Genomic DNA, 23,617 nt, shown 5'->3' with positions numbered 1-23,617 from the left:
TACGCTGAGTGAGTGACCGGTTGCAAGGGGGTGTCTGTGGGGACGGCGTACGGCGACTGGCTCCGGCAGCAGCGGGAGGCGTCCGGACTGACGCAACAGCAGCTGGCGGAGGCGGCGATCATGTCGCGGACGCACATCGCGCACATCGAGGCGGGGAGGAGGGTGCCGTCCAGAGAGGACGCGCGGAGGCTGGACCAGGTCCTGAACACCGGGGGCGCGTTGACCAGTTTCCGGCCGGGGGAGGAGCGGAGGCCGGTGGCGCCCTACTTCGAGGCGGCGCGGGAGCTAGAGCAACAGGCGTCGGTGATCCGGGAGTTCGCCTTGTCGTTCGTGCCCGGGATCCTACAGACGGAGGCGTACGCGGACGCGGTACTGCGGGACGCGTCGTACCCGCCGCTGGTCAAGGAGGAGCGCGCGAAGGACGTGGCCGCACGGCTGGAACGGGCGCGGGTGCTCGAGGATCCGCGCACCCCGATGGTCTGGGCGATGCTCGACGAGGTGGTGCTGCGACGCCCGATCGGCGGACCGGAGGTGATGGCGGGTCAGATCGCACACCTGGTACGGCTGACGCAGGCCGAGCGGATCCGGCTGCACATCGTGCCGCTCGCGCACGGGGGACACCCGCTTCTCAACAGCATGGTGACCCTGATGTGGTTCGAGGACCAGCCTCCGGTGGCCTACGAGGAAGGGGCCTTCTCCGGCACGCTGCACGACGAACCGGCCCTGGTTCAGCGCATCCAGGCCGCCTACGCTCTCGTGTTGGGAGAAGCCCTGCCGCAGAAGGAGTCACTGGCCCTGATGCGGTCGATCGCGAAGGAATACGGCGACGATGACTGAGCAGCACATAGTTCCCGACGCGTCCACGCTGAAGGGGTGGCGCAAGTCCTCCTACAGCGGCGGCAACTCGGGCAGCTGCCTCGAGGTGCTCGACCACCACCCCCACGGCCTCCCCGTGCGGGACTCCAAGGCCCCGCACGGTCCGGCCGTCGTCTTCGACCGGTCGGCCTGGTCGTGGTTCGTGACCTGGGTCGTTACGCCAGCCCCGGCCCCCGCACCGGAATCGACGTGAACGTCGGCTGAGGGGCCGGATCCTGGAAGAAGTCGTTGCCCTTGTCGTCCACGACGATGAACGCCGGGAAGTCCTCGACCTCGATCTTCCAGACGGCCTCCATGCCCAGCTCCTCGTACTCCAGGACCTCGACCTTCTTGATGCAGTCCTGGGCGAGGCGCGCGGCCGGGCCGCCGATGGAGCCGAGGTAGAAGCCGCCGTGCTTGGCGCACGCGTCGGTGACCTGCTTGCTGCGGTTGCCCTTCGCCAGCATCACCTTGGAGCCGCCCGCCGCCTGGAACTGCTCCACGTAGGAGTCCATGCGGCCGGCCGTCGTGGGACCGAAGGAGCCGGAGGCGTAGCCCTCGGGGGTCTTGGCCGGGCCGGCGTAGTACACCGGGTGGTCCTTCAGGTACTGCGGCATCTCCTCGCCCGCGTCCAGCCGCTCCTTGATCTTCGCGTGGGCGATGTCGCGGGCCACGACCAGCGGGCCGGTCAGGGACAGGCGGGTCTTGACCGGGTACTTGGTCAGCTCCGCGAGGATCGTCTCCATCGGCTGGTTCAGGTCGATCTCGACGACGTCGCCGGACTCGTCGAGGTGCTCGTCCGTCGTGTCCGGCAGGAAGCGCGCCGGGTCGGTCTCCAGCTGCTCCAGGAAGACGCCCTCGGGGGTGATCTTCGCGAGCGCCTGGCGGTCGGCCGAGCAGGAGACGGCGATGGCGACCGGGCAGGACGCGCCGTGCCGGGGCAGGCGGACCACGCGCACGTCGTGGCAGAAGTACTTGCCGCCGAACTGCGCGCCGATGCCGATCTTCTGGGTCAGCTCGAAGACCTTCTCCTCCAGCTCCTTGTCCCGGAAGCCGTGGCCGAGCGGCGAGCCCTCGGTCGGCATGTTGTCCAGGTAGTGCGCGGAGGCGTACTTGGCGGTCTTGAGGGCGTACTCGGCGGACGTGCCGCCGACGACGATCGCCAGGTGGTACGGCGGGCAGGCGGCCGTACCGAGCGAGCGGATCTTCTCCTCCAGGAACTTCATCATGGAGGCCTCGTTCAGGACCGCCTTCGTCTCCTGGTACAGGAAGCTCTTGTTGGCGCTGCCGCCGCCCTTGGCCATGAACAGGAACTTGTAGGCGCCGCCGTCGGTGGCGTACAGCTCGATCTGGGCGGGGAGGTTGGAGCCGGTGTTCTTCTCCTCCCACATGGTGAGCGGAGCCATCTGCGAGTAGCGCAGGTTCAGCTTGGTGTAGGCGTCGTAGATGCCGTGGGAGAGGTGCTTCTCGTCCTCACCTTCGGTGAGGACGTTCTGGCCGCGCTTGCCCATGACGATCGCCGTGCCGGTGTCCTGGCACATGGGCAGCACACCGGCCGCCGCGATGTTCGCGTTCTTCAGCAGGTCGAGGGCGACGAACTTGTCGTTGGCGCTGGCCTCGGGGTCGTCGATGATGCGGCGCAGCTGCGCGAGGTGGGCCGGGCGCAGGTAGTGCTGGATGTCGTGGATGGCCTCCTCGGCCAGCTTGCGCAGCGCCTCCGGCTCCACCTTGAGGAACGTCCGCCCGTCCGGGCCCTCGACGGTGGAGACGCCCTCGGACGTCACCAGCCGGTACGGGGTGGTGTCCTCTCCCTGGGGGAGCAGATCGGTGTACGCGAACTCAGGCATCTCAGCCCATTCCTCACTCTGACGGACGGCCGCCCGCCGACGCTGGCGGGCCTCACCAGCCTAGAACCTGCCGCCGACACGGAACCTGTGAGGTAAGGCTCAGTCGGACACGCCGGGTTTTCCACAGCCCCTAGTCGCGATCTATCGCGTTTCGGTACGCTGTCGCCGTGGACCTTCAGAAGCAGACCGAAGCACCTGTCTCCGAGCTGCGTGCCTCGGACGCCGACCGTGACCGCATCGCCGGGATTCTCCGCGAGGCCCTGGCCGAGGGGCGGCTGACGGCCGACGAGCACGCGGAGCGCGTCGAGGGCGTCCTCGCCGCCAAGACGGTGGGCGAGCTGGACGTCTTCATCCGGGACCTGCCCGCCGCCCACCAGCGTCCCGCGCCCGCCTACACGCCCGTGCCGCCCCGCCCGACCCCGGGTGCGATACCGCACGAGGCGGACGCCAACGTGGTCGCCGTGTTCAGCAGCGCCGTGCGCCGGGGCCGCTGGCGCGCCGGCCGCAGGATCCACGCCTACTCGGTCTTCGGCAGCGTCGAGATCGACCTGAGCGAGGCGATCTTCGAGTACCAGCAGGTCGTGATCAAGGCCGTCTCCGTCTTCGGTGACGTCCAGATCCGCGTCCCGGAGAACGTGTCGCTGCGCGGCACCGGAGGCGGCGTCCTCGGCAACTTCGAGGTGGACACCCTGGACTCGGTGGACTCCCAGGCCCCGGTGGTCTACGTCGACGGCTGGGCCGTGCTCGGCAACGTCGAGGCGCGCCCCAGGCGGGGCAAGCGCGTGGCGGACATCCTTGACCGGGTGCAGGACAAGGTCGAGCGGAAGCTGGAGCGGGTCCAGGACAAGGTCGACAGGAAGCTGCGCAAACACCTGGGGTATTGACGCTCGCGAATCCACAGGTGAACGGAAGGCTCCGCTCCTGCGGCGCCGCCCCGGTGGGGCGTGAACGCGCCGCCGTGCGCCCCCGAGTGCCAACGCTGTGCATAGGCGCGCGCACAGCGGGTAGGGCTTGCTGCATCGTCTCTCGCTCGCGAAGCCGTCGTCAGGAGTAGACCGTGCTGCAACCGCCGCATTCGTCCCTGCAGGTAGCCGCCGTTCCGGCCCAGCGGGTGCCAGCGCGAGACCGGGACCAAGACGCTCCCTGGCACACCGAGGCCGTGTGCCGGCGCGACGAGGCGGGCCTGTTCTTCGCCCCGTCCAAGGAGCCGACCGCCGCCCGGCTCTCCCGCGAAGAGGCGGCCAAGCGCGTCTGCGCCCGCTGCCCGGTGATGGTGGAGTGCCGCGAGCACGCCCTCCTCCAGCCCGAGCCGTACGGCGTCTGGGGCGGCCTCACCGCGGCGGAGCGGCGCGTGGTCCTGGCCCGGCGCCGCCGCCGGGAGATGGAGCTGAAGAAGGCGGCACGGGCTACGGCGGCCAACCGCATAGCGGGTTAGCAAGCGGACGACGGGGCGCCCCCTCCGCACAGGGGGCGCCCCATCGCCTCCGAACCGCCGGCCGCCGTGCTGAACCGCAGGCCGTCGTGGGCTACTTGGCCCGGTCGAAGTCGATCGCGCTGTAGGCCCGCAGCTTGCTCAGCCGGTGCTCGGAGTAGATCCTGCGCACCGTCCCCGACTTCGACCGCATCACGATCGACTCGGTCAGCGCGGTCTCCGACCGGTACTGCACACCGCGCAGCAGCTCGCCGTCGGTGATCCCGGTGGCGACGAAGAACACGTTCTCCCCCGAGACCAGGTCGTCCGTGGTCAGCACCCGGTCCAGATCGTGCCCGGCGTCGATCGCGCGCTGCCGCTCCTCGTCGTCCTTGGGCCACAGCTTGCCCTGGATCGTCCCGCCCAGGCACTTCACGGCGCAGGCCGAGATGATGCCCTCGGGCGTGCCGCCGATGCCGAGGAGCAGGTCGACCCCGGTGCCCTCACGCAGCGCGTAGATGGAGCCCGCCACATCGCCGTCGGAGATCAGCTTGATGCGCGCGCCGGCCTCCCGGACCTCCCTGATCAGTCTCTCGTGCCGCGGCCGGTCGAGGATGACGACGGTGACGTCCTCCGGCGTGGCCTTCTTCGCCTTGGCGATCCGCTTGATGTTGACGGCCACGGGCGCGTCGATGTCGACGAAGTCGGCGGCCTCGGGGCCGGTGACCAGCTTGTCCATGTAGAACACCGCGGACGGGTCGAACATGGCGCCCCGCTCGGCGGCGGCGAGCACGGCGATCGCGTTCGGCATGCCCTTGGCCGTCAGGGTGGTGCCGTCGATCGGGTCGACGGCGATGTCGACCTCGGGACCGGTGCCGTCGCCCACGTGCTCCCCGTTGAAGAGCATCGGGGCCTCGTCCTTCTCGCCCTCGCCGATGACGACGACGCCGTTCATCGACACGGTGGAGACGAGGGTTCGCATGGCGCGCACCGCGGCGCCGTCGGCGCCGTTCTTGTCACCGCGCCCCACCCAGCGGCCGGCCGCCATGGCGGCGGCTTCGGTCACTCGGACGAGCTCGAGGGCGAGGTTGCGGTCGGGAGCCTCGGAGGGAACGTCCAGCTCGGACGGCAAGTGATGATTTTCGGTCATCGGAGCGCACCTTTCTGATACGACGACGGCCGGATGAGGGTGTTGGTCCCCGACTCTATCGTTAGGCAGACAAAATGAGCAGGGGGCCCCACGGATGAGCGCTTGGGGCACCTGCGACCATAGGGGGCGTGGCAGGTTCGAACGGCAAGCAGAAGACGGCCCGGGACATGATCCTCTCCCTGGCCCTGATCGGCATCGCGGCGGCGGTCGTCTACTTCCTCACCATCCCGCACGACGATCACGCTCCCGACCTCAAGCGGGTCGACTACCGGGTCGAGCTGCTCACGGCCCGCCGTGCGGCGAGCTACCCCGTGGCGGCACCCGAGGGCCTGCCGAGTACCTGGAAAGCGACCTCCGTACGCTTCCAGGGCGAGAACGGCGACCGCTGGCACCTCGGCTTCCAGACCCCGGACAGCCAGTACGTGCAGATCGAGCAGTCCACGCAGAAGCCGGCCGACTTCATCGACGAGGCCAGCCAGGGCGCGTCGGCGACCAAGCAGACCGAGACGGTCGGCGGCCGTACCTGGACCCGCTACACCGGCGGCCGCTACGACGCCCTCGTGCTGAACGGCACGCCCGGCTCCACCACGGTGGTGGCCGGCACGGCGTCCTTCACGGAGCTGACGAAGATGGCGGCGGCGCTGAAGATGCAGTGAGCCACGCGGCACACGCGCGAGAGGCCCCCGGCGATGCCGGGGGCCTCTTCGTGCCGCGGATCCGCTCAGACGGTGGTGACGACGTCCTCGTACGCCAGGCGCGGCGAGCGCGGGAACCAGGCGTCCGGGCCGGGCTTGCCGATGTTGACCACCATCAGCGGGGTGTGGTCGTCGTCCAGGAACTCCTTGCGGACGCCCTCGTGGTCGAAGCCGGTCATCGGGCCGGCGGCGAGGCCCGCGGCGCGGACGCCGACGATGAAGTAGGCGGCCTGCAGGGCGGCGTTCAGCGCGGCGGCGCCCTCGCGGGCCGGACGCTCGCTGAAGAAGACGTCCTTGGCCTGCGGGAAGTGCGGGAAGAGGGCCGGCAGCTCCTCGTGGAACTCGTTGTCCGCGGAGAGGATCGCGACCAGCGGGGCGGTGGCCGTCTTCGGCTGGTTGCCCTCGGCCATGAGCTTCACCAGGCGCTCACGGGCCTCGGGGGAGCGGACCAGGGTGATGCGCAGCGGGCTCTGGTTGAAGGCGGTGGGGCCGTACTTGACCAGGTCGTAGATCGCCTGCACCTGCTCGTCGGTCACCGGCTCGCCGGTGAAGGTGTTCGCGGTACGGGCCTCACGGAACAGCAGGTCCTGGGCGGCGGGGTCAAGAACGAGAGACATGCGTGAACTTCCTAGGTGGCGTCGTGATCCGACGTACCGGACCGCGGTCCGGATGGACTGACGAGGACGACACTACGACAGCTAAGTTCAACCTTCAACAAAATGCGGCCGGCAGTGGTTCGCTTCACAGCCGGATGCCGGCCCCTACTCCGCGTCCTCCTCCCCGTCCCCCTCCTCCTCGGCCAGCGCCGCGTCCAGCCGTGCCCGTGCCCCCTCCAGCCAGCGCCGGCACACCCTGGCCAGTTCCTCGCCGCGCTCCCACAGGGCCAGGGACTCCTCCAGCGTCGTACCACCCGCCTCCAGGCGCCGTACGACCTCGATCAGCTCGTCCCGCGCCTGCTCGTACGAGAGAGCCTCGTCCACCTTGCTCGTCATTCGCCCACCTTCACCGTGAATTCACCCTCGGCGACCCGCGCACGCAGGGCCTCGCCGTCCGTCACCTCGTCCGGGCCGCGCACCACGTGCCCGTCGGCCTTCTGCAGCACCGCGTAGCCCCGCTGGAGCGTCGCGGCGGGGGAGAGCGCCACCACGCGCGCGTGCGTGTGCGTCAACTCCGAGTCCGCCCGGTCCAGAAGATGGCCGAGGGTCCGCCGGCTCCGCTCCACCAGGGCCGCCACATCGTCGGCGCGCTCGTCGATCATCCGGTGCGGATCCTCCATCGACGGGCGGGCCAGCGCGTGCGCCAGCCCCCGCTCCTCCCGCTCGACGAACGCGTTCACGCAGCGCCGGGCCCTGTCCCGCAGCATCCGCACCCGCTCGAACTCCTCGCCCACGTCCGGCACGACCTTCTTGGCCGCATCGGTCGGGGTGGAGGCGCGCAGGTCGGCCACATGGTCCAGCAGCGGGTTGTCCGGCTCGTGCCCGATCGCGGAGACGACCGGCGTACGGCACGCGGCCACCGCCCGCACGAGCTGCTCGTCGGAGAACGGCAGCAGGTCCTCCACGCTGCCGCCGCCCCGGGCGACGATGATCACATCGACGTCCTCGATCTCGTCCAGCTCCTTCACCGCCTGCACGACCTGCGGCACGGCGTGCACCCCCTGCACCGGGACGTTGCGCACCTCGAAGCGGACGGCGGGCCAGCGGTGCCGGGCGTTCTCCAGCACGTCCCGCTCCGCGGCGGAGGCGCGACCGCAGACCAGCCCGATCAGCTGCGGCAGGAACGGCAGCGGCTTCTTCCGCTCCGGCGCGAACAGCCCCTCCGCCGCGAGCGCCTTCTTCAGCTGCTCCAGCCGGGCCAGCAGCTCACCGACGCCGACCGGCCTGATCTCGGCGGCGCGCAGCGAGAGCTGGCCCCTGGGGGCATACCACTCCGGCTTCGCCAGGACGACGACACGGGCGCCCTCTCCCACCACGTCGGCGACCGCGTCGAACACCTGCCGGTAGCAGGTCACGCTCACGGAGATGTCGTACGACGGGTCCCGCAGCGTCAGGAACACCACCCCGGCGCCGGGCCGCCGCGACAACTGCGTGATCTGCCCCTCGACCCAGACCGCCCCGAGCCGGTCGATCCACCCCCCGATCAGCCGGGAGACCTCACCGACGGGGAGCGGGGCTTCGGGGGTGGTCTTTGCAGCCATGGGCTCGAGAGTAACGGGGCGTACTGACAAGGGGGTGCGCCGCCGGGCCCGCGCGTGGCCGGGTAGCCCGGCGCCGCCGAACGCACCCTTACGATGGGACGCATGACCGCTTCGCCTGGCCGCCGTGTCCTGCTCGCCGCCCCCCGTGGCTACTGCGCCGGTGTGGACCGCGCCGTGATCGCCGTCGAGAAGGCCCTCGAACAGTACGGGGCCCCGATCTACGTCCGGCACGAGATCGTCCACAACAAGTACGTCGTGCAGACCCTGGAGAAGAAGGGCGCCATCTTCGTCGAGCGGACGGAGGAGGTGCCGCCCGGCAACATCGTCATGTTCTCGGCGCACGGCGTCGCCCCGGTCGTGCACGAGGAGGCCGAGCGCGGCCGGCTCGCCACCATCGACGCCACCTGCCCGCTGGTCACCAAGGTCCACAAGGAAGCCGTCCGCTACGCCAAGGAGGACTACGACATCCTCCTGATCGGCCACGAGGGCCACGAGGAGGTCATCGGCACCTCCGGCGAGGCCCCCGACCACATCCAGCTCGTCGACGGTCCCGGGGACGTCGACAAGGTCGAGGTCCGCGACCCGTCGAAGGTCGTCTGGCTGTCCCAGACCACCCTGTCCGTGGACGAGACCATGGAGACCGTCGACGCCCTGAAGACCAAGTTCCCGGGCCTGGTCTCCCCGCCCAGCGACGACATCTGCTACGCCACCCAGAACCGCCAGCTCGCCGTGAAGCAGATGGGTGCCGAGGCCGACCTGGTCATCGTCGTCGGCTCGCGCAACTCCTCCAACTCCAAGCGCCTGGTCGAGGTCGCCAAGCTGGCCGGCGCCCGCGAGGCGTACCTGGTGGACTTCGCCGACGAGATCGACGAGGCCTGGCTGGAGGGCGTGAACACGGTCGGCGTCACCTCCGGCGCCTCCGTCCCCGAGGTCCTCGTCGAGCAGGTGCTCCAGTGGCTGGCCGAGCGCGGCTACGGCGACGTGGAGATCGTCAAGGCCGCCGAGGAGTCCATCACCTTCTCCCTGCCCAAGGAGCTCCGCCGGGACCTGCGCGAGGAGGCCGCCGCCCTGGTCGCCGAGCGCGGCGGAAGCGGTGCGACCGGGGCGTGACTGTCAGTGGTCCGTCGTAACGTGGTGCCATGCAGATCTTCGGCGTGGACATCGGCGGGTCCGGCATCAAGGGCGCTCCTGTGGACCTGGAGAAGGGCGACCTGGCCCAGGAGCGCTGCAAGGTGCTCACCCCGCACCCGGCGACGCCCGACGGCGTCGCCGACGGAGTCAAGCAGGTCGTCGACCACTTCGGCTGGACCGGCCCGGTCGGCGTGACCTTCCCCGGAGTGGTCACCGGCGGCGCCACGGTCCGTACGGCGGCGAACGTCGACAAGAGCTGGATCGACACGGACGCGCGCGCCCTGTTCGGCGCCAGGCTGGGCGGGCTGCCGGTGACGGTCGTCAACGACGCGGACGCGGCCGGCGTCGCCGAGATGCAGTTCGGCGCCGGCCGGGACCGCAAGGGCACGGTCATCCTGCTCACCTTCGGCACCGGCATCGGCAGCGCCGTCTTCGTGGACGGCGTCCTCGTCCCGAACACGGAGCTGGGCCATCTGGAGCTGAAGGGCCACGAGGCGGAGAAGAAGGCCTCCAGCAAGGCCAAGGACGACCACGGGCTGAGCTGGGAGCAGTGGTCCCGCCGCGTCCAGAAGTACCTGGCCCATGTGGAGATGCTGTTCTCGCCGGAGCTGTTCATCATCGGCGGCGGGGTCAGCCGCAAGTCCGACAGGTTCCTGCACCTCATCGAGGGCGTCAGAGCCGAGATCGTCCCCGCCCAGCTGCTGAACAACGCGGGAATCGTCGGCGCGGCGATGAGAGCGGCCCAGCAGGCGTAGCGGGCGCCGGGCCCCGGCACCGCGGGTTTCAGGTACGGCGCCGCCGCCGTACCCACCGCACCCGCCGGACGAGCACGATCACGGACGCGGCCAGCGTCCCGCCGTACAGCCAGCCGGCCTGCGTGGCGAGCCCGGTGAACAGCCCCATCAGCCGGCCGAGCAGCCCCCCGCCGCCCGCGGACACGGGGACCAGCCCCACGGCGAACGCAATGGGCAGGACCACCGGCGCGGTCAGCACCTCCGCGTCCCGCACCCACAGCGCGGTCAGGACGCTCACCGGCACGAACAGCACGCCGTACACGGTCAGGGCGCCATGGAACAGCAGCGCGTCCAGAAAGCCGAGCAGGAGCATCCCGAGGATGCAGAACAGTCCGCTGCCGAGCCCGGTGAGCCGGGGGTTCGGCGGCCGCGGCCCGGGCGGCACGGGCCCCGGCACCCGCGGCTGCCGTCCCTGCCCCGCCGCCCCGCCCTCGCCGCCCGGCCCGTGCCGGGCCTGCGGCGGCAGCGGAGCGCGCTGCTGCGGCGTTCCGCGTCGCGGTCCGTCGTTCGGGGGTCGCGTTCTGTGTTGCTCCACTCGACCAACTTAGGTCTGTTTATGTGCCGAATAGGCCATCAGACACGCCGAGGGGGTAGAGGTTGGCCAGGCGTTCGAAGCTCCCGTGAGCCGCCCGGCGCGGACGCCGTAAACTGGTGGATCGGCCAGTGTCGGTCTGAAGGCCCCTGGCGCCCCTCCTGGCCCACTCACCCACGGGAAGTCGCAACGTGTCGCTCACGATCGGAATCGTCGGCCTGCCCAATGTCGGCAAGTCGACCCTGTTCAACGCCCTGACCAAGAACGACGTGCTGGCGGCCAACTACCCGTTCGCCACGATCGAGCCGAACGTCGGCGTGGTCGGCGTCCCCGACGCCCGCCTGGCCAAGCTGGCGTCGATCTTCTCCTCCGAGCGCATCCTCCCGGCCACGGTCGACTTCGTCGACATCGCCGGCATCGTGCGCGGCGCCTCCGAGGGCGAGGGCCTGGGCAACAAGTTCCTCGCGAACATCCGCGAGTCCGACGCGATCTGCCAGGTGATCCGCGCCTTCAAGGACGAGAACGTCGTGCACGTCGACGGCAAGGTCTCGCCGAAGGACGACATCGAGACGATCAACACCGAGCTGATCCTCGCGGACCTGCAGACCATCGAGAAGGTCCTCCCGCGTCTCCAGAAGGAGTCGCGCATCAAGAAGGACGTGGCCCCGAAGGTCAAGGCGGTCGAGGAGGCCAAGGAGATCCTGGAGAAGGGCGACACGCTCTTCGCCCACGGCATCGTCCAGGGCAGCGAGCGCGCCGAGCTCCTCCACGACCTGCACCTGCTGACCACCAAGCCGTTCCTCTACGTCTTCAACGTCGACGAGGACGAACTGGTCGACGAGGACTTCAAGAACGAGCAGCGCGCCCTGGTCGCCCCCGCCGAGGCGATCTTCCTCAACGCCAAGCTGGAGGCCGACCTCGCCGAACTGGACGAGGAGGAGGCCCTGGAACTCCTCCAGTCCGTGGGCCAGGACGAGCCCGGCCTCGCCACCCTCGCCCGCGTCGGCTTCGACACCCTCGGCCTGCAGACCTACCTCACGGCCGGCCCCAAGGAGTCCCGCGCCTGGACCATCAAGAAGGGCGCCACGGCCCCCGAGGCGGCCGGCGTCATCCACACCGACTTCCAGAAGGGCTTCATCAAGGCGGAGGTCATCTCCTTCGACGACCTCGTCGCCGCCGGCTCGGTCGCCGAGGCCCGCGCCAAGGGCAAGGCCCGCATGGAGGGCAAGGACTATGTGATGCAGGACGGGGATGTGGTGGAGTTCCGGTTCAACGTGTGAGCGGATGAGCTGGCACCACGCCGACGGCCTGGCAAAACTGCAGGTCAGATGGGGTCGACCCGTTCGGGGTCGACCCCTCGTTGTGTGCCGGTGCTGGAAGCCCGCAAGGCGCTCTTTCCGCTGATCGAGAAGGTCAACGACGATCACGAGGCCATCGAGATCGTCTCCAAACACGGCAATGCCGTGCTCGTCTCAGCCGAGGATTACGCAGCGCTGCGAGAGGGCTCGTACCTGCTGCGCTCACCTGCGAACGCACGGCGACTGCTCAAGGCGTACGAGAATGCCCTGGCCAACATCAACGTGTCCGAGCGGGAGCTGATCGACCCCGACTCGCCCGATGCGGCACACGAGGGTGCTACGTGAGGCTCGTCTTCGAAGACCGGGGCTGCCCGAGCCGCTCAAGTACCACCTGCCCGGAGCGTGGTCGCGGCGGATCGACGACGAGCACCGTCTTGTCTACCTGGTCACTGACCGGGAGATCATGATCCGCGCAGCGCGCTATCGCTCCTGACCATTGCGCCGTCCGTGCTGGATTGCGCCGCGTAGGGTGCCAAGGGGCGTCTGAGCCCCCTTGTGCCGGGACGCCCACTCCCGAGCTGGGATCGTGCTGGAATGGCTCTCTCCCGAGCGGGTGTCCCTGCGCCTGCACAGCAGCGGGTTCACGGGCGGTGTCGCCACTCGGCGTCAACTGCCCAAGGAGCGCAGGATGCTGAACGCAATGAGAACAACGGCAAGGAAGATCACTACACGTAGGCAGGACAGGGCGCGCGCATCCCGTGCGGCCTGTACGTCTCGCGCATGTGCCGCCTCCTCGAGTTCCTGTTCGAGTTCCTGCCGGCCGTCTTGCCAACCCTCCTGGTAGGCGTCTCTGACCTGCTGTTCGTAGTCTTGCTCCTGTCCGTGCCAGTCGGCCCGGTCCTGGGCGTACTGGTCTCGTGCGTCTTGGAGTTCCTCTTCGAGTGCGGCGATCCGGGACTCGTAGCTGTCCCGAAGTTCGTCGATCCGGGACTCGTAGCTGTCTCGAAGTTCGTCGATCTGCTGTTGGTCCTGGTTCTGCAGGGCGAGGAGAGTGTCTGTCAGCTCCTGGCGAGCAGTGTCCAGCTCTTCGTGGTGCCGTTGTCGCAGGTCATCCAGCTCCCGGGCGTGCAGCTCCCGTTGGGTTTCCAGCTCCTCCTCGTGCCGTCGGCGTTCGGCTTCCAAGTTCTCTTCGTAGCGCTCGCGGAGCGTGAACAGATCCCGCTCGAGCCATTCGTCCGCTCCGTTTCCTCCGCCATGAACGCTCATGCTTCCCCCGGACCTGTTACACCGTGTCTGTGTCAGGCGATAGTGCAGGCACGGAGGCGCCCGTGGCAGGGGGTTGGAGAGAGCTGGAAGGCCCTGCGGCTGAAACGCCGCATCGACGCGGTCGCCTCCGCCATGATTTCCAGGGCGCGCAGTCCGGGGACGTCGGCCGGTCTCTCGGGCTTCCGCGATGTTCGGGCGGGTTGGGCGGTCGAGTACCGGCGGGGGGAGAACTGTGGCAATCAGGGGGCACATCACGGTCGGCGAGTTGCTCCTCGGCGAGTACCAGGTTCTCAAGGAGGAGCAACGAGCGCGCATCGGGTTCCGTGACAATCTGCTGTACGCCAGTCTTGGTTCGATGGCCGCCGTCGTCGCGGCTGTCATAGGGGGAGGACCGCACCTTCAGCTGCTGCTCCTGCTTCCGCCGGTGTCACTGTTGCTGGGCTGGACATACCTGGTGAACGACCAGAAAATCTCCGCCATTGGCCGATACATACGCGAGGAGCTCACGCCGCGACTTACGGCACTGACGGACAGCCAGGAGTCCGAACCGATCTTCGGATGGGAAACGGTGCACCGCAGTGACCGCCGCAGGACATCGCGCAAGTGGCTGCAGTTCGCCGTGGACCTGCTCACCTTCTGTGGGACCTCCATGGCAGCTGTCGTGGTCTTCTGGGCGATGGGCCCCGTAGAGGTCGCCCTCCTGACGGTGTCCCTTGCCGAGGTGGCAGGGATCATCGTTCTGGCCGTTCAGATCGCGCTCTACGCAGAGTTACGGACCACATGAATGAGACCACGACGGTCCTTGAGGCAACGGCCATCGCCCGGCGTGGAACTTCTCCTACGATGCGATGCCGAAACAGCAGGCACTGCTGGCAACGGGGGACTTATGGGGGAGACAGATGCTCCCGAGGGGACGATCGTCGTCCTGACGGCCATCGGGGTGGAGTACGAGGCCGTCCGTGAGCACGTGGTCGCGTTGCAACCGCGTTTGGAAAATGGCCTGCTCTTCGAGGTCGGTTGGCTCAACGGCACGTCCTGGCGGGTGGCTCTGGCCGAGATCGGTGAGGGCAACCAGGGAGCGGCGGTCTTCGCTGAACGGGCCATTGCTCTGTTCCGCCCGCACGCCCTTGTCCTCGTCGGGGTGGCCGGGAGGCTGAAGCCGAGCGTCCGGCTGGGAGACGTCGTCTTCGCGACCAAGATCTACTCGTACCACGGCGGCAAGGAGGAGAAGGGGGAATTCCTGGGCAGGCCCGAGGCGTGGCGGCCGGACCACACGCTGGAGCAGTTGGCCCGGGCCGTCGGCAGGGGACGCTCGTGGCTGGCGTCGTCGGCCGAGGAGGGCACTGACGGCCCTGCGGTCCATTTCAAGCCCATTGCCGCGGGCGAGATCCTCGTCAACGACGACGAGTCCGCGGTCCGGGACTTTCTGCGGCGCCACTATGAGGACGCTGTGGCCATCGAGATGGAGAGCGGGGGGATCGCCCGTGCAACCCAGCTCAACACGGGTCTCCGGACGATGATCGTACGCGGCATCAGCGACCGGGCGGACGGCACCAAGTCGGCCACGGACGGCGAGGGATGGCAGCGGATCGCCGCTCGCAACGCGGCCGCGCTGGCCGTCGCGGTTCTCCGCCGGCTGCCGGCGCCCACGAGCCGTCAGGACAGGTCGGTCGCAGCCGCCCCGGGGAAGGTCCTCCTCGTTTCCTCCCCCGCCCCCTCGGCATCGACACGCACCACCGCGGGATGGCACGGGGGCGCGGAGATCAAGTGTGGTGACCGGCGCTACCTGCTGCACGCGGACCTGCTGACGGAGATCCGTTCGGCGGACGGCACGCTGGTATGGCGTCAGGCAGTCGCCCGCCAACTGTCACCCGAGCCGAAGCAGGAGGCCCGCTACGTCTGGTTACGCCAGACCGAGGCACGTGCCGGGATCCGGCCGGGGCGGGCGGGCGGTGAGGCTCTCGTCCGCGAGAACCGGATTCTCGGCCGGTTGCGTGCGCGCCCAGGCCTGCCTCAGGCCGGGCTGGTCGTCGCGGAGGGCGACACCACGACGCTCGTCCTCTCCTGGCCTGTGGCACCCCGGTCGGGAATTCCGTCCCCGACCCTTGACCGAGCGATGGCGTTCGGGGACCCGAGACTCTTCGACCTGCTCACCGGCCTTGCCGGGATGTGCCTCGCGCTCGGTGAACTGCACCGCGAGCGCCTCTCCCACCGGTGCCTCAGCCCCTCCGCGATCGTCGAGAACGGTCCGGGCCGGTGGGTACTGCGCGACCTCGGGCTCGCCGCGCACGATCCGGTTCCCGGTGAAGGTCCACGGCTGTATCAGGCGCCTGAGCAGCGGCAGCGCTCCAGCCTTCCGGCAGCGGCCGGGACACGGACCGACGTCTACCAGCTCGGTGCCGTGGCCTATCACCTGATCACCGGTCGACCGCCTGCCTCCGGCACCCCTCTGCCGCTGCGGGCCTACACCCCGGACCTGCCCGAGCTCCTCGAGCGAGCGGTGCTGGCCGCTCTGGCCGACGCACCCACCGACCGGCCAGACCCCTACCGGCTGCGGAAAGAACTCCTCCGTGCGCGTGACGCCTACTCCCGGCCCTGAGGAGCGCGAATGTCCTACCGCACTGTCGAACTGCCCGGCCCGCTCACCCTTGTGCCCGGCAGATCACTGGACCTTCACACACGTCAGAAGGCCCTTGACCACCCCCGTCTGCCGCGCGACGCCGAGAAGCTCGTCGCGGACCTCAATGCCCGTGCCGACGGCATACCCGTGAGGATCGTGGAGCCCCGGCGGGCCGGTGGCGACCGGAGCCTGCTCCTCCACGGCAGTGGTTACGTAGCCCAGCTCTACCTCACCAACCGCGCAGACGCCTACAGCATCGCGCGGATCGATCCACTGCGAATGCGAGACTTCTCCCGGCTGGCCGAGAGCTGCCTGCTGGTGCATCCCACGCGCTGGCAACTGTGCCGCGACTACCGGCAGATACCGCAGAACTCCGATGCGCACTGGCAGCGGCTGCTGAAGGAATGGGAGCGGGCCGTCGAAAGTGTCGCCATCGAACGGGGAGCCACGCCCATTCCTGAACACCACGCGGACTTCCTGGACATCGTCGACCGCGTGATCGACGCCACCCGGACCATCTCGTCCGAGAGCGTCTCGTCCACGCCGCCGTATCCCTATCGCTCCGTCGCCGCCACCGGCGGGCAACGGCAGGGCACCCGGGCCGTGTACGAGTTCCGGCTCGCCGGAGAGGCCAGGCCGGAAGAGGGGGCGTTTGTGCAACTACGGGGGCGGCCCGAGCTCCGCGGGCAGGTGACCCGCTGCCCGGCGGCCGGTGACACGGCCACGATCCGCTTCGACCGGCCGGTGGACTTCAGGAGGCTCGACCCGCAAGGGGAACTGGTCGTGACGCCCGGCACAGCCGTCTTCGACCGGCAGCGCGAGGCGGTCGCCCTGCTCCGCGACGGCCACGCGCGCTCGCCCCGGCTCCTGGATGCGCTGGTCGACCACCGGGTGGGCAGGCTCAGACCGGCTCCCGCCACTCCCGCGGGGGAACTCGACCCGGACCAGCTCGACGCGTTCCGCAAGGCGCTGGCCGTCGAGGACCTGCTGCTGGTGCAGGGGCCACCAGGCACGGGCAAGACACGTACGATCGCCGAGATCGTGGGTGCGGCGGCCGGCTCGGGCCGGCGTGACGGTCCTGTCCTGGTGACCTCGCACACCCACCGCGCGGTGGACAACGCGCTCTCCCGCCTCCCCTCCGGTCTCGTGACGGTGCGGGTGGGCAACGAAGGAAGGGTCACCGAGGAAGGCAGACCCTTCCTGCTGGAACGCCAGGCCGCCGACCTGCGCGAGGAGATCCTCCGGAGCGTCGGTCTCAGGCTGGACGAGTACGCGGACATCGGCAACGCCGAGCACTGGGCCCGCGAGCTGGGCAGCCGTCTGGAGGACCTGGACGTGTCGCTGCAGGAGGCAGCGCGGGCACGGGACGCCCACGCAGCGGCACGTCGCGACGCAGGTGGCCCGGCACAGCTGCGCGTCGAGGCGCTGGGCGCCGAGCACCGGCGCCACGAACAAACGGCGGCACGCCTTCGACGGCGCGTCGACCGTCTCGCCGGGGCCCGGTCACGCGCCGCACGGTATGGCGCCCGCCGGCTGACGGGCTTCCCGTTCCGGATGCTTGAGCATGTGCTGGGCCGGCGTCTCGCCACGGCCCGCAGCAGGGTCCTGGAACAGGAGCAGCTCGTACAGGGCGTGGCAGAGGAGCTGGCTGCGGCTGAGCGCGACCTCGATGTCATGACGAGAGACCTTCCCTCGGTACGGGCGGCCCGAGTGGTCATGGAACAGGCCGAGCGGCTCGCCGCCGACACTCTCGACCGAGCCGTCACCGCCGCTCGTGCCGCCGTCGGCGCCGTGCCTGCCGCCGAGGTGCCACCGGCTGTCCCACGCCGCCCCACCCCCGCGGAACTGGGCGCCCTGCGGACCTGGCTCGATGAGCACCTGCCGCTGCTCGCCGCCCGCGGGCAACTCCTGAGGGACTGGCACGAGGAGGTCTCCGGGGCGGTCGACCAGCTGTATCCCGAGCTGATTCGCTATGCGCATGTCGTCGCCGCCACCTGCATCGGCGTGGCGTCGCGGGCCGAGCTGTCCGGCATCGACTTCTCCCTGGCCGTCGTGGACGAGGCCGGGCAGATCGGCGTGACCGATGCTCTCGTACCCCTGGTCCGGGCCCGGCGGGCCGTCCTGGTGGGCGATCACCAGCAGCTCCCCCCTTTCCTCGACTCGGAGGTGGAGGCGTGGGGAAGGGACCTTGGAGACCCGGCGGTTAAGGCGTTGCTGTCCCGGAGCGTGCTGGAGATCCTGATGCCGGGCATGCCGGACGATCACCGTGTGCTGTTGACCCGTCAGCGGCGTATGCCGTCGGTGATCGCCGACTTCGTCTCGGGGGTCTTCTACGACGGCAAGCTGCGCACGGAGGTGCGCAGGGACCACCGCGACCCGCTGTTCCGGACACCGATGGCCTTCGTCGACACCTCGGGCCTGCCCATCGGCCGTAGGAAGGAGCGGCAGGGACGCTGCTCGGAGCGGTTCGGTCAGCGCGGCTACATCAACGAGGTCGAGTGCGAGCTGCTCAGCGAACTTGCCGCCCTCTACGACGGCCGGGGCACAGAGTGGGCCGTCATTGTCCCCTACCAGGCGCAACGGGCCGAGATCACGGCGCGGCTCACCCGGATCGTCGACCCGGACCGCGTCGGCCTCAACGTGGGTACCGTCGATTCCTTCCAGGGCGGTGAGCGCGACGTGATCCTCTATGGATTCACCCGCAGCAATCGCGACGGCCGTGTCGGGTTCCTGAAGGAGCTTCGCCGGGCGAACGTGGCCTTCACCCGTGCCAAGCAACAACTGGTCCTGGTAGGCGACCTGTCGACGCTGACCGCAGCACGCGACACGGGCTTCCGTCAGCTGGTCCGCTCCCTGGAGACGCATCTTCGGCAACGGGGCGAGATCCGGCCGTACCAGGAGATCCGCGACCGTGTGACCGCACTCGGTGAGGCGAGAGGACGGATGTGAGCCCGCAGAACCGGTTCATGCCCTATCCCGAGACACGGGCGCTGGAGTACGTCGCCGATGTGCTGCGTGCCGTGCCGACGCGGATCCACCGTGTTCTGTGGCCCGTCTGGTGTGTGGAGATTCGGTCCGAGGTCACCGAGGGCGAACCCTACGAGCTGATCGACCGATTTCTTGAGAAGGCCGTCGCGACGGCCGGACTCGACCGCACGGAGGACCTCGCCGCCTTCCTCGCCCTGGAGCCCCAGCTGGTTGAGCAGGCCCTGCGGTTCCTCGACGCCATAGGGCACATCAGGCACTGCGACGACGGACGGATCCAGCTGACGGAACTCGGCCTGCGGTCCGTGAGGGACGACCTTCGGTACACGGCGACCAGTGAGGATCACCGCAATCTGTACTTCGACGGCCTTGCCAGCCGTCCGCTGACCAGCCTCTACTACGACGAGCGCAAGGTCACCTACCTTTCCCCCGCACAGGCACAGAAAGAGACACATCGTCGCGACGGTACGTGCCCCTACCTGCTTCCCATCCCGCGGGGCTTCCGGCGGGAAGCGCTCAGGGAGCTGGCGGCCGGTCCCGAGCGTGAGCTCTACAACCTGCCGCAGCGCATCGAGAACCCGCAGATCGAGGCCGAGGAACTGATGTACATGCCGACGTACGTCGTCCGCGCGGCCGACGCCGACGGGACACCGCGGCACTTCGTCTTCGCCCAGGCCGCCGGCGAGGCGGACGGGGAGCTGACCGCCGTGTGCGAGGACACTCCGGACGTCGTTGCCGCGCTGGAGGAGGAAGAGGCCGATGCGGGCCGCGACCAGGAGTTCCGTGACAGGGCGTCCGGCTGGCTCAGCCGACGCGGACTGGCACAGTGGTGTCCCGTCAAACGGCGGAGCGGAGACTGGCGCGTCACCCTTCCTGCCGGGTGCTTCGAACCGGGCGGCCCGATGCCACTGTCCAAACTGGGCTCGTATGTGGTGCTCGGCGACTCCTTCTTCCACGTTTGGTGCGAGGACGAACGGGTGCGCCGAGCGGCTCTGCTGGACACCATGGACGCCGTGCTGTCCGTTCGCAGCACACCCGATTCCGACGCCGTGGCCGCGCGGGTCGAGCGGATTTCCCGCCGGCTCGCCCTGAGCGCGGTGGGCGTCGAGGACCTACGGCGCATTGCCGCAGAGAGCGGCATGCACGCCTTGGCGAACCAGCTGGGCCGGTCCGGTTCCGCCACCTGAGCTTCCGGCCCGGCGCCTGTCCGGCAACTCGTACATGATCTCCGAAGCGGTACGGCGCTCGGCTCCGGGGGCGCCGGTCCACTGCCCCATGGTCCGCGGCGGCGCCCGCAGGGCGATGCGGACCGTTGCGCTCAGGGCGCGGTGGGTACTCGGCGGGCATGGTGAGGTTGCATCTTCCAGGGCGTAAGGATCATCGTGGCAGCGACGAGGCGCCGGGGCCCGAAGAAGCGGGGCCGGGGCCCGAGGTGGAGGGGGCCGCGCCGGACGCGCCGACGGAGCTGCCGATGCGGTCGTGGGGCGCGGTGCTCAGAGGGAGTCTGAAGGAGTTCAAGGACGACGAGCTCACGGACCGTGCGGCGGCGCTGACGTACTACGGGATCCTGTCGCTGTTCCCGGCGCTGCTGGTCCTCGTCTCGATCCTCGGTCTCACCGGCAGGTCGACCACGGACAAAGTGCTCAGCAACGTCCAGAAGCTCGCGCCGGGATCGGCCAGGGACGTCCTCACCGGCGCCGTGAAGCAGCTCCAGGGCAGCGCGGGCATCGGCTCGGTGCTGGCGGTCGTGGGCCTGGTGCTGGCGGTGTGGTCGGCGTCCGGCTATGTCGCGGCGTTCATCCGGGCCGCGAACGCCGTCTACGACATGCCCGAGGGCCGGCCGGTGTGGAAGGTCCTCCCGGTACGGGTCGGGCTGACCGTCGTACTGCTGGTCCTCGCCGTGATCAGCGCGCTGATCGTGGTCTTCAGCGGTGGCCTGGCCCGTCAGGCCGGCTCCGCCCTCGGCATCGGGAGCACCGCGCTGACGGTGTGGTCGATCGCCAAGTGGCCGGTGCTGGTGGCCCTGGTCGTCCTCATGATCGCGCTGCTGTACTGGGCGAGCCCGAACGCCAAGGTCAAGGGCTTCCGGTGGATCACGCCGGGCAGTTTCCTGGCCCTGGTGATCTGGATGATCGCCTCCGGCGCCTTCGCCTTCTACGTCGCCAACTTCGGCTCCTACAACAAGACCTACGGCACCATGGCCGGCGTCATCGTCTTCCTCGTGTGGCTGTGGATCGCCAACCTGGCGATTCTGCTGGGGCTGGAGTTCGACGCGGAGACCGTGCGGCAACGGGCGATCGCCGGGGGGCTGTCACCGTACGAGGAGCCGTACACCCAGCCCCGTGACACCCGGAAATGGGACGAGCAGGACCGGCGGCGGCTGGGGGAGGGCTGACCGGTCCGCGAAAGAGCGCCGGGCGTCGGCGGCCCTGTGAAACGGCTGTCCTGGACCGGCGCGTTCGGGGTACCCGCGTCCACGCATGCGGCCGGAGCGGCCCGACGCCGCCCGGCCGGGATCCATCGGGAAGACGGGAGGTGATCGTCGTGTCGCGAGTTCAGCCACCCCCTGCCGGAACCGGCCGGGACGCGGACCGCGCCGGGACGGAGCCGGTGAGCGAGCTGGTGCAGCGGGCGTCGCAGCAGCTGACGGAGCTGGTGCGCGGCGAGCTGAGGCTGGCGCAGGCGGAGATGAAGGAGAAGGGCAAGCGGTACGGCAAGGGCGGCGGCCTCTTCGGAGGCGCCGGAGTCGCCGGCTTCCTGACCTTGCAGGCCCTGGTGGCCACGGCGATCGCGGCGCTCGCGGTGCCGCTGCCCGTGTGGGCCGCCGCGCTGATCGTGACCGCCGTGCTCGGCGTGATCGCCGCCGTGATGGCCCTGTCAGGGAAGAAGCAGGTCAGCCAGGCGGCCCCGCCGACGCCCGAGAAGACGATCGAGAACGTGAAGTCCGACCTGGCCGAGATCAAGGAGAGTGCGCACCGATGACCCAGCCCCCGCACGACGAGCAGACCGCTTCCAGCCCCGAGGAACTGCGCGAGCAGGTCGAGCAGACCCGCGAGGAACTCGGGCGGACGGTCCACGCGCTGAGCGCCAGGACCGACGTCAAGGCCCGCGCCCAGGAGAAGGCCGCCGAGGTCAAACAGCAGGCCGCCGTCAAGGCCGGCGAACTCAGGGCCAAGGCCGCCGACGTCGCGCACCAGGTGCAGGACAAGGTGCAGGACAAGGTGCCCGACCCGGTCAAGGACAAGGCGGCCGAGGCCGCGGGGCAGGCCCGGGCCACGGCGGCCCGGGCCGGGCAGGTGTGGGAGGAGAAGGCGCCGGAACCGGTACGGCGCAGGGCCGCCGTGGCGGCGCGCACGGCACGGGACAACCGCGCCTGGCTGCCGGCGGCTCTCGCCGTGGCCGCCGTCGTCTGGCTGGCGTGCCGCCGCCGGAAGGGATGAGGCCGGTGAAGGTCTCGAAGATCGCCTACAAGCCGGTCGGCCTCGCCCTGGGAGCCGTCAGCGGCATGCTCGCCGGGGCGGTGTTCAAGCAGGCGTGGAAGGCGCTCGGCCACGACGAGGACGCCCCTGACGCCACCGACGAGGACCGCACCTGGCGCGAGGTGCTGCTCGCCGCCACCCTGCAGGGGGCGATCTTCGCCGGCGTCAAGGCCGCCGTCGACCGCGCGGGCGCCACCGCGACCCGCAGCCTGACCGGCACCTGGCCCGGCTGAGGACGCCAACGCCGAGTCGGCCGACGGCCCCGCACCCCGCTGACCTGCCCTGCGGCCCCGCCGTCCGGCCGGGCCGACCGGCCCCGCGGCCCCCTCACATCCCCGTCACCCGTGCCACCGTGAACGGCGCAGCCGGTGTCCCCGGGCCCATCGGGCCGCCCTTGTCGAACTGGGAACGGACGACGAGGAGGCCGTGGGGGGTGTGGGCCAGGGTCGTGGGGATCTGGAGGGCGGGGTCGGTCAGGGTGCGGGTGAGGCGGGCCTCGGCGCCGTCGGGACTCAGGCGCCAGCGGGTCAGGGTGTTGCTCCTGTTGTGGGCCGCCCACAAGGTGCGGTGCGCCAGCTCCAGGCCGTCGCCGTTCACCAAGTCGCCCCCGCGCAGGGCCACTTGACGTACCGACCCATCGGTCACGTCGACCCGGTACAGGCCTCCGCCGGTCATGTCGACGACGAACAGCAGGCGTCCGGTCGGGTCGGCGACGATCCCGTTGAGGGTGTACGCGGCCGGCGTGTGCGGCGGTACCGCGCCGCTCAGGTCGAAGCGGGGGGCCAGCGGTGCGCGGCCGCCGCGGGCCACCTCGGCCGGGGTGATCCGGTAGATCACCGGCCGCACGCTGTCGGTGGCGTACGCCGTGCCGTCCGCGGTGATCACGAGGTCGTTGAGGAAGGGCTGGTCGCGCTCCGGCACCTCGAAGCGGGCCAGCAGGCAGCGGTCGCGCAGGTCGTAGACGTCGATTCCGGCGGTGTGGTCGATGACCCACAGGCGGCCCGCCCGGTCGGCCTTCAGCCCGTTGGCCGTCGTACGGCCGTCCGCACCGGCGGGCAGGAAGACCTCGGCGGCCCGGCTGCCGGCGGCGGCCCGGTAGATGGCGCCGGTGGTGAAGGAGCCGACGAACGCGTCGCCCGTGCGCGGGTCGAGGGCGATGCCCTCGGGATAGGCCCGGTCGTCGGGGAGGGTGAAGGCGGTCGAGATGCGGGGCCGGGCGGTGGCCGCGGCCGCCGCGGGTGCGGCGAGGGCCACGGCGGTGGCCGCGGCGCCGGTCAGGAAGGTACGGCGGTGGATCGAACGGGACACGACAGGTGCCTCTCGATTCGGCTGCTCACTCAGGGACGAACGCCAAGCT

General features: G+C 70.0%; 25 protein-coding genes and 1 pseudogene. 18 read left to right on the top strand and 8 right to left on the bottom strand.

The window, feature by feature from the left end; translation table 11 throughout:
• Nucleotides 1-36 precede the first annotated feature (36 nt).
• Nucleotides 37-837 carry a helix-turn-helix domain-containing protein gene (locus OG956_RS12480; protein ID WP_330338036.1) on the top strand — a complete coding sequence of 267 codons (801 nt, stop codon included), beginning with the start codon at nt 37-39 and terminating at the stop codon, nt 835-837.
• Complete coding sequence (locus OG956_RS12475; protein ID WP_330338035.1) at nt 830-1,069, top strand: DUF397 domain-containing protein; 240 nt, start codon at nt 830-832, stop codon at nt 1,067-1,069. The genes OG956_RS12480 and OG956_RS12475 overlap by 8 nt, the downstream gene beginning before the upstream one ends.
• Here OG956_RS12475 and OG956_RS12470 read toward each other — a convergent pair.
• Nucleotides 1,032-2,702 (bottom strand): fumarate hydratase, encoded by a 1,671-nt coding sequence (locus OG956_RS12470; RefSeq protein ID WP_330338034.1) that lies wholly within the window; start codon nt 2,700-2,702, stop codon nt 1,032-1,034. The two genes, OG956_RS12475 and OG956_RS12470, sit on opposite strands and share 38 nt — an antisense overlap.
• Nucleotides 2,703-2,869: 167 nt before the next feature.
• Here OG956_RS12470 and OG956_RS12465 point away from each other — a divergent pair, with 167 nt between their 5' ends.
• Both OG956_RS12465 and OG956_RS12460 read left to right on the top strand, forming a co-directional pair.
• Nucleotides 2,870-3,586 (top strand): DUF1707 SHOCT-like domain-containing protein, encoded by a 717-nt coding sequence (locus OG956_RS12465; protein WP_330338033.1) that lies wholly within the window; start codon nt 2,870-2,872, stop codon nt 3,584-3,586.
• Between the two features lie 173 nt (nt 3,587-3,759).
• Nucleotides 3,760-4,137, top strand: a complete 378-nt coding sequence (locus tag OG956_RS12460) for a WhiB family transcriptional regulator (RefSeq protein ID WP_330338032.1) — start codon at nt 3,760-3,762, stop codon at nt 4,135-4,137.
• Between the two features lie 91 nt (nt 4,138-4,228).
• Here OG956_RS12460 and glpX read toward each other — a convergent pair whose 3' ends face one another.
• Nucleotides 4,229-5,263 (bottom strand): class II fructose-bisphosphatase, encoded by a 1,035-nt coding sequence (gene glpX, locus OG956_RS12455; RefSeq protein WP_330338031.1) that lies wholly within the window; start codon nt 5,261-5,263, stop codon nt 4,229-4,231.
• A 128-nt stretch (nt 5,264-5,391) separates the two neighbouring features.
• Here glpX and OG956_RS12450 point away from each other — a divergent pair, with 128 nt between their 5' ends.
• Nucleotides 5,392-5,919 (top strand): DUF4245 domain-containing protein, encoded by a 528-nt coding sequence (locus OG956_RS12450; RefSeq protein WP_330338030.1) that lies wholly within the window; start codon nt 5,392-5,394, stop codon nt 5,917-5,919.
• A gap of 65 nt (nt 5,920-5,984) precedes the next feature.
• Here OG956_RS12450 and OG956_RS12445 read toward each other — a convergent pair whose 3' ends face one another.
• From OG956_RS12445 to xseA, 3 genes are all read right to left on the bottom strand, one after another.
• Nucleotides 5,985-6,575, bottom strand: a complete 591-nt coding sequence (locus OG956_RS12445; RefSeq protein WP_330338029.1) for a malonic semialdehyde reductase — start codon at nt 6,573-6,575, stop codon at nt 5,985-5,987.
• A gap of 144 nt (nt 6,576-6,719) precedes the next feature.
• On the bottom strand, nt 6,720-6,950 hold the full coding sequence (locus OG956_RS12440) for an exodeoxyribonuclease VII small subunit (protein ID WP_330338028.1): 231 nt from the start codon (nt 6,948-6,950) through the stop codon (nt 6,720-6,722).
• Nucleotides 6,947-8,155, bottom strand: a complete 1,209-nt coding sequence (xseA, locus tag OG956_RS12435) for an exodeoxyribonuclease VII large subunit (protein WP_330338027.1) — start codon at nt 8,153-8,155, stop codon at nt 6,947-6,949. Before xseA ends, OG956_RS12440 begins: the two co-directional genes overlap by 4 nt.
• Nucleotides 8,156-8,248: 93 nt before the next feature.
• Here xseA and OG956_RS12430 point away from each other — a divergent pair, with 93 nt between their 5' ends.
• Nucleotides 8,249-9,265 carry a 4-hydroxy-3-methylbut-2-enyl diphosphate reductase gene (locus tag OG956_RS12430; RefSeq protein ID WP_330338026.1) on the top strand — a complete coding sequence of 339 codons (1,017 nt, stop codon included), beginning with the start codon at nt 8,249-8,251 and terminating at the stop codon, nt 9,263-9,265.
• 29 nt (nt 9,266-9,294) lie between these two features.
• Complete coding sequence (gene ppgK / locus OG956_RS12425) at nt 9,295-10,041, top strand: polyphosphate--glucose phosphotransferase (RefSeq protein ID WP_330338025.1); 747 nt, start codon at nt 9,295-9,297, stop codon at nt 10,039-10,041.
• A gap of 28 nt (nt 10,042-10,069) precedes the next feature.
• On the opposite strand, the gene OG956_RS12420 is transcribed toward ppgK, so the two are convergent.
• Nucleotides 10,070-10,465 (bottom strand): DUF6542 domain-containing protein, encoded by a 396-nt coding sequence (locus OG956_RS12420; protein WP_330338024.1) that lies wholly within the window; start codon nt 10,463-10,465, stop codon nt 10,070-10,072.
• A 338-nt stretch (nt 10,466-10,803) separates the two neighbouring features.
• Between OG956_RS12420 and ychF the strand changes: the two genes are divergently transcribed.
• The 3 genes and pseudogenes from ychF to OG956_RS12405 all read left to right on the top strand — a co-directional run.
• Nucleotides 10,804-11,892, top strand: coding sequence for a redox-regulated ATPase YchF (gene ychF, locus OG956_RS12415; RefSeq protein ID WP_330338023.1), 1,089 nt, complete (start codon nt 10,804-10,806; stop codon nt 11,890-11,892).
• 84 nt (nt 11,893-11,976) lie between these two features.
• The gene (locus OG956_RS12410; protein WP_330338022.1) at nt 11,977-12,255 is read left to right on the top strand and encodes a type II toxin-antitoxin system Phd/YefM family antitoxin; all 279 of its coding nucleotides are present in this window, start codon (nt 11,977-11,979) and stop codon (nt 12,253-12,255) included.
• A gap of 19 nt (nt 12,256-12,274) precedes the next feature.
• Nucleotides 12,275-12,403, top strand: a pseudogene (locus tag OG956_RS12405) (Txe/YoeB family addiction module toxin); the annotation flags it as partial.
• Between the two features lie 173 nt (nt 12,404-12,576).
• Here OG956_RS12405 and OG956_RS12400 read toward each other — a convergent pair.
• On the bottom strand, nt 12,577-13,176 hold the full coding sequence (locus OG956_RS12400) for a hypothetical protein (RefSeq protein WP_330338021.1): 600 nt from the start codon (nt 13,174-13,176) through the stop codon (nt 12,577-12,579).
• Nucleotides 13,177-13,408: 232 nt separating this feature from the next.
• Here OG956_RS12400 and OG956_RS12395 point away from each other — a divergent pair, with 232 nt between their 5' ends.
• The 8 genes from OG956_RS12395 (at nt 13,409) to OG956_RS12360 (ending at nt 22,493) form a co-directional block, all read left to right on the top strand.
• Nucleotides 13,409-13,960: a hypothetical protein gene (locus OG956_RS12395; protein ID WP_330338020.1), complete on the top strand. Its 552-nt coding sequence runs from the start codon at nt 13,409-13,411 to the stop codon at nt 13,958-13,960.
• Between the two features lie 102 nt (nt 13,961-14,062).
• The gene (locus OG956_RS12390; protein WP_330338019.1) at nt 14,063-15,775 is read left to right on the top strand and encodes a phosphorylase family protein; all 1,713 of its coding nucleotides are present in this window, start codon (nt 14,063-14,065) and stop codon (nt 15,773-15,775) included.
• A 9-nt stretch (nt 15,776-15,784) separates the two neighbouring features.
• Entirely contained in the window at nt 15,785-18,745 is a 2,961-nt protein-coding gene (locus OG956_RS12385) for a DEAD/DEAH box helicase (RefSeq protein WP_330338018.1), read from the top strand.
• Nucleotides 18,742-19,968, top strand: coding sequence for a hypothetical protein (locus tag OG956_RS12380; protein ID WP_330338017.1), 1,227 nt, complete (start codon nt 18,742-18,744; stop codon nt 19,966-19,968). The genes OG956_RS12385 and OG956_RS12380 overlap by 4 nt, the downstream gene beginning before the upstream one ends.
• A gap of 158 nt (nt 19,969-20,126) precedes the next feature.
• The gene (locus OG956_RS12375; RefSeq protein WP_330338016.1) at nt 20,127-21,176 is read left to right on the top strand and encodes a YihY/virulence factor BrkB family protein; all 1,050 of its coding nucleotides are present in this window, start codon (nt 20,127-20,129) and stop codon (nt 21,174-21,176) included.
• Between the two features lie 215 nt (nt 21,177-21,391).
• Entirely contained in the window at nt 21,392-21,763 is a 372-nt protein-coding gene (locus tag OG956_RS12370; protein WP_330338015.1) for a phage holin family protein, read from the top strand.
• Nucleotides 21,760-22,221, top strand: coding sequence for a DUF3618 domain-containing protein (locus OG956_RS12365; protein WP_330338014.1), 462 nt, complete (start codon nt 21,760-21,762; stop codon nt 22,219-22,221). The genes OG956_RS12370 and OG956_RS12365 overlap by 4 nt, the downstream gene beginning before the upstream one ends.
• A gap of 5 nt (nt 22,222-22,226) precedes the next feature.
• On the top strand, nt 22,227-22,493 hold the full coding sequence (locus tag OG956_RS12360) for a DUF4235 domain-containing protein (RefSeq protein ID WP_330338013.1): 267 nt from the start codon (nt 22,227-22,229) through the stop codon (nt 22,491-22,493).
• A gap of 94 nt (nt 22,494-22,587) precedes the next feature.
• Here OG956_RS12360 and OG956_RS12355 read toward each other — a convergent pair whose 3' ends face one another.
• The gene (locus tag OG956_RS12355) at nt 22,588-23,568 is read right to left on the bottom strand and encodes an SMP-30/gluconolactonase/LRE family protein (RefSeq protein ID WP_330338012.1); all 981 of its coding nucleotides are present in this window, start codon (nt 23,566-23,568) and stop codon (nt 22,588-22,590) included.
• Nucleotides 23,569-23,617 lie beyond the last annotated feature (49 nt).

This window comes from Streptomyces sp. NBC_00557 (genome assembly GCF_036345995.1).
Taxonomy (GTDB): domain Bacteria; phylum Actinomycetota; class Actinomycetes; order Streptomycetales; family Streptomycetaceae; genus Streptomyces.
The sequence above is the reverse complement of the archived record's forward strand: the minus strand, read 5'-3'. Positions and strand labels throughout refer to the sequence as shown.

Coding starts and splice junctions, on each gene's coding strand:
- OG956_RS12475 (WP_330338035.1), top strand. CDS start 830: ATGACTGAGCAGCACATAGTTCCCGACGCGTCCACGCTGAAGGGGTGG.
- OG956_RS12470 (WP_330338034.1), bottom strand. CDS start 2,702: ATGCCTGAGTTCGCGTACACCGATCTGCTCCCCCAGGGAGAGGACACC.
- glpX (WP_330338031.1), bottom strand. CDS start 5,263: ATGACCGAAAATCATCACTTGCCGTCCGAGCTGGACGTTCCCTCCGAG.
- OG956_RS12445 (WP_330338029.1), bottom strand. CDS start 6,575: ATGTCTCTCGTTCTTGACCCCGCCGCCCAGGACCTGCTGTTCCGTGAG.
- OG956_RS12440 (WP_330338028.1), bottom strand. CDS start 6,950: ATGACGAGCAAGGTGGACGAGGCTCTCTCGTACGAGCAGGCGCGGGAC.
- xseA (WP_330338027.1), bottom strand. CDS start 8,155: ATGGCTGCAAAGACCACCCCCGAAGCCCCGCTCCCCGTCGGTGAGGTC.
- OG956_RS12430 (WP_330338026.1), top strand. CDS start 8,249: ATGGGACGCATGACCGCTTCGCCTGGCCGCCGTGTCCTGCTCGCCGCC.
- ppgK (WP_330338025.1), top strand. CDS start 9,295: ATGCAGATCTTCGGCGTGGACATCGGCGGGTCCGGCATCAAGGGCGCT.
- OG956_RS12400 (WP_330338021.1), bottom strand. CDS start 13,176: ATGAGCGTTCATGGCGGAGGAAACGGAGCGGACGAATGGCTCGAGCGG.
- OG956_RS12390 (WP_330338019.1), top strand. CDS start 14,063: ATGGGGGAGACAGATGCTCCCGAGGGGACGATCGTCGTCCTGACGGCC.
- OG956_RS12385 (WP_330338018.1), top strand. CDS start 15,785: ATGTCCTACCGCACTGTCGAACTGCCCGGCCCGCTCACCCTTGTGCCC.
- OG956_RS12375 (WP_330338016.1), top strand. CDS start 20,127: ATGGTGAGGTTGCATCTTCCAGGGCGTAAGGATCATCGTGGCAGCGAC.
- OG956_RS12365 (WP_330338014.1), top strand. CDS start 21,760: ATGACCCAGCCCCCGCACGACGAGCAGACCGCTTCCAGCCCCGAGGAA.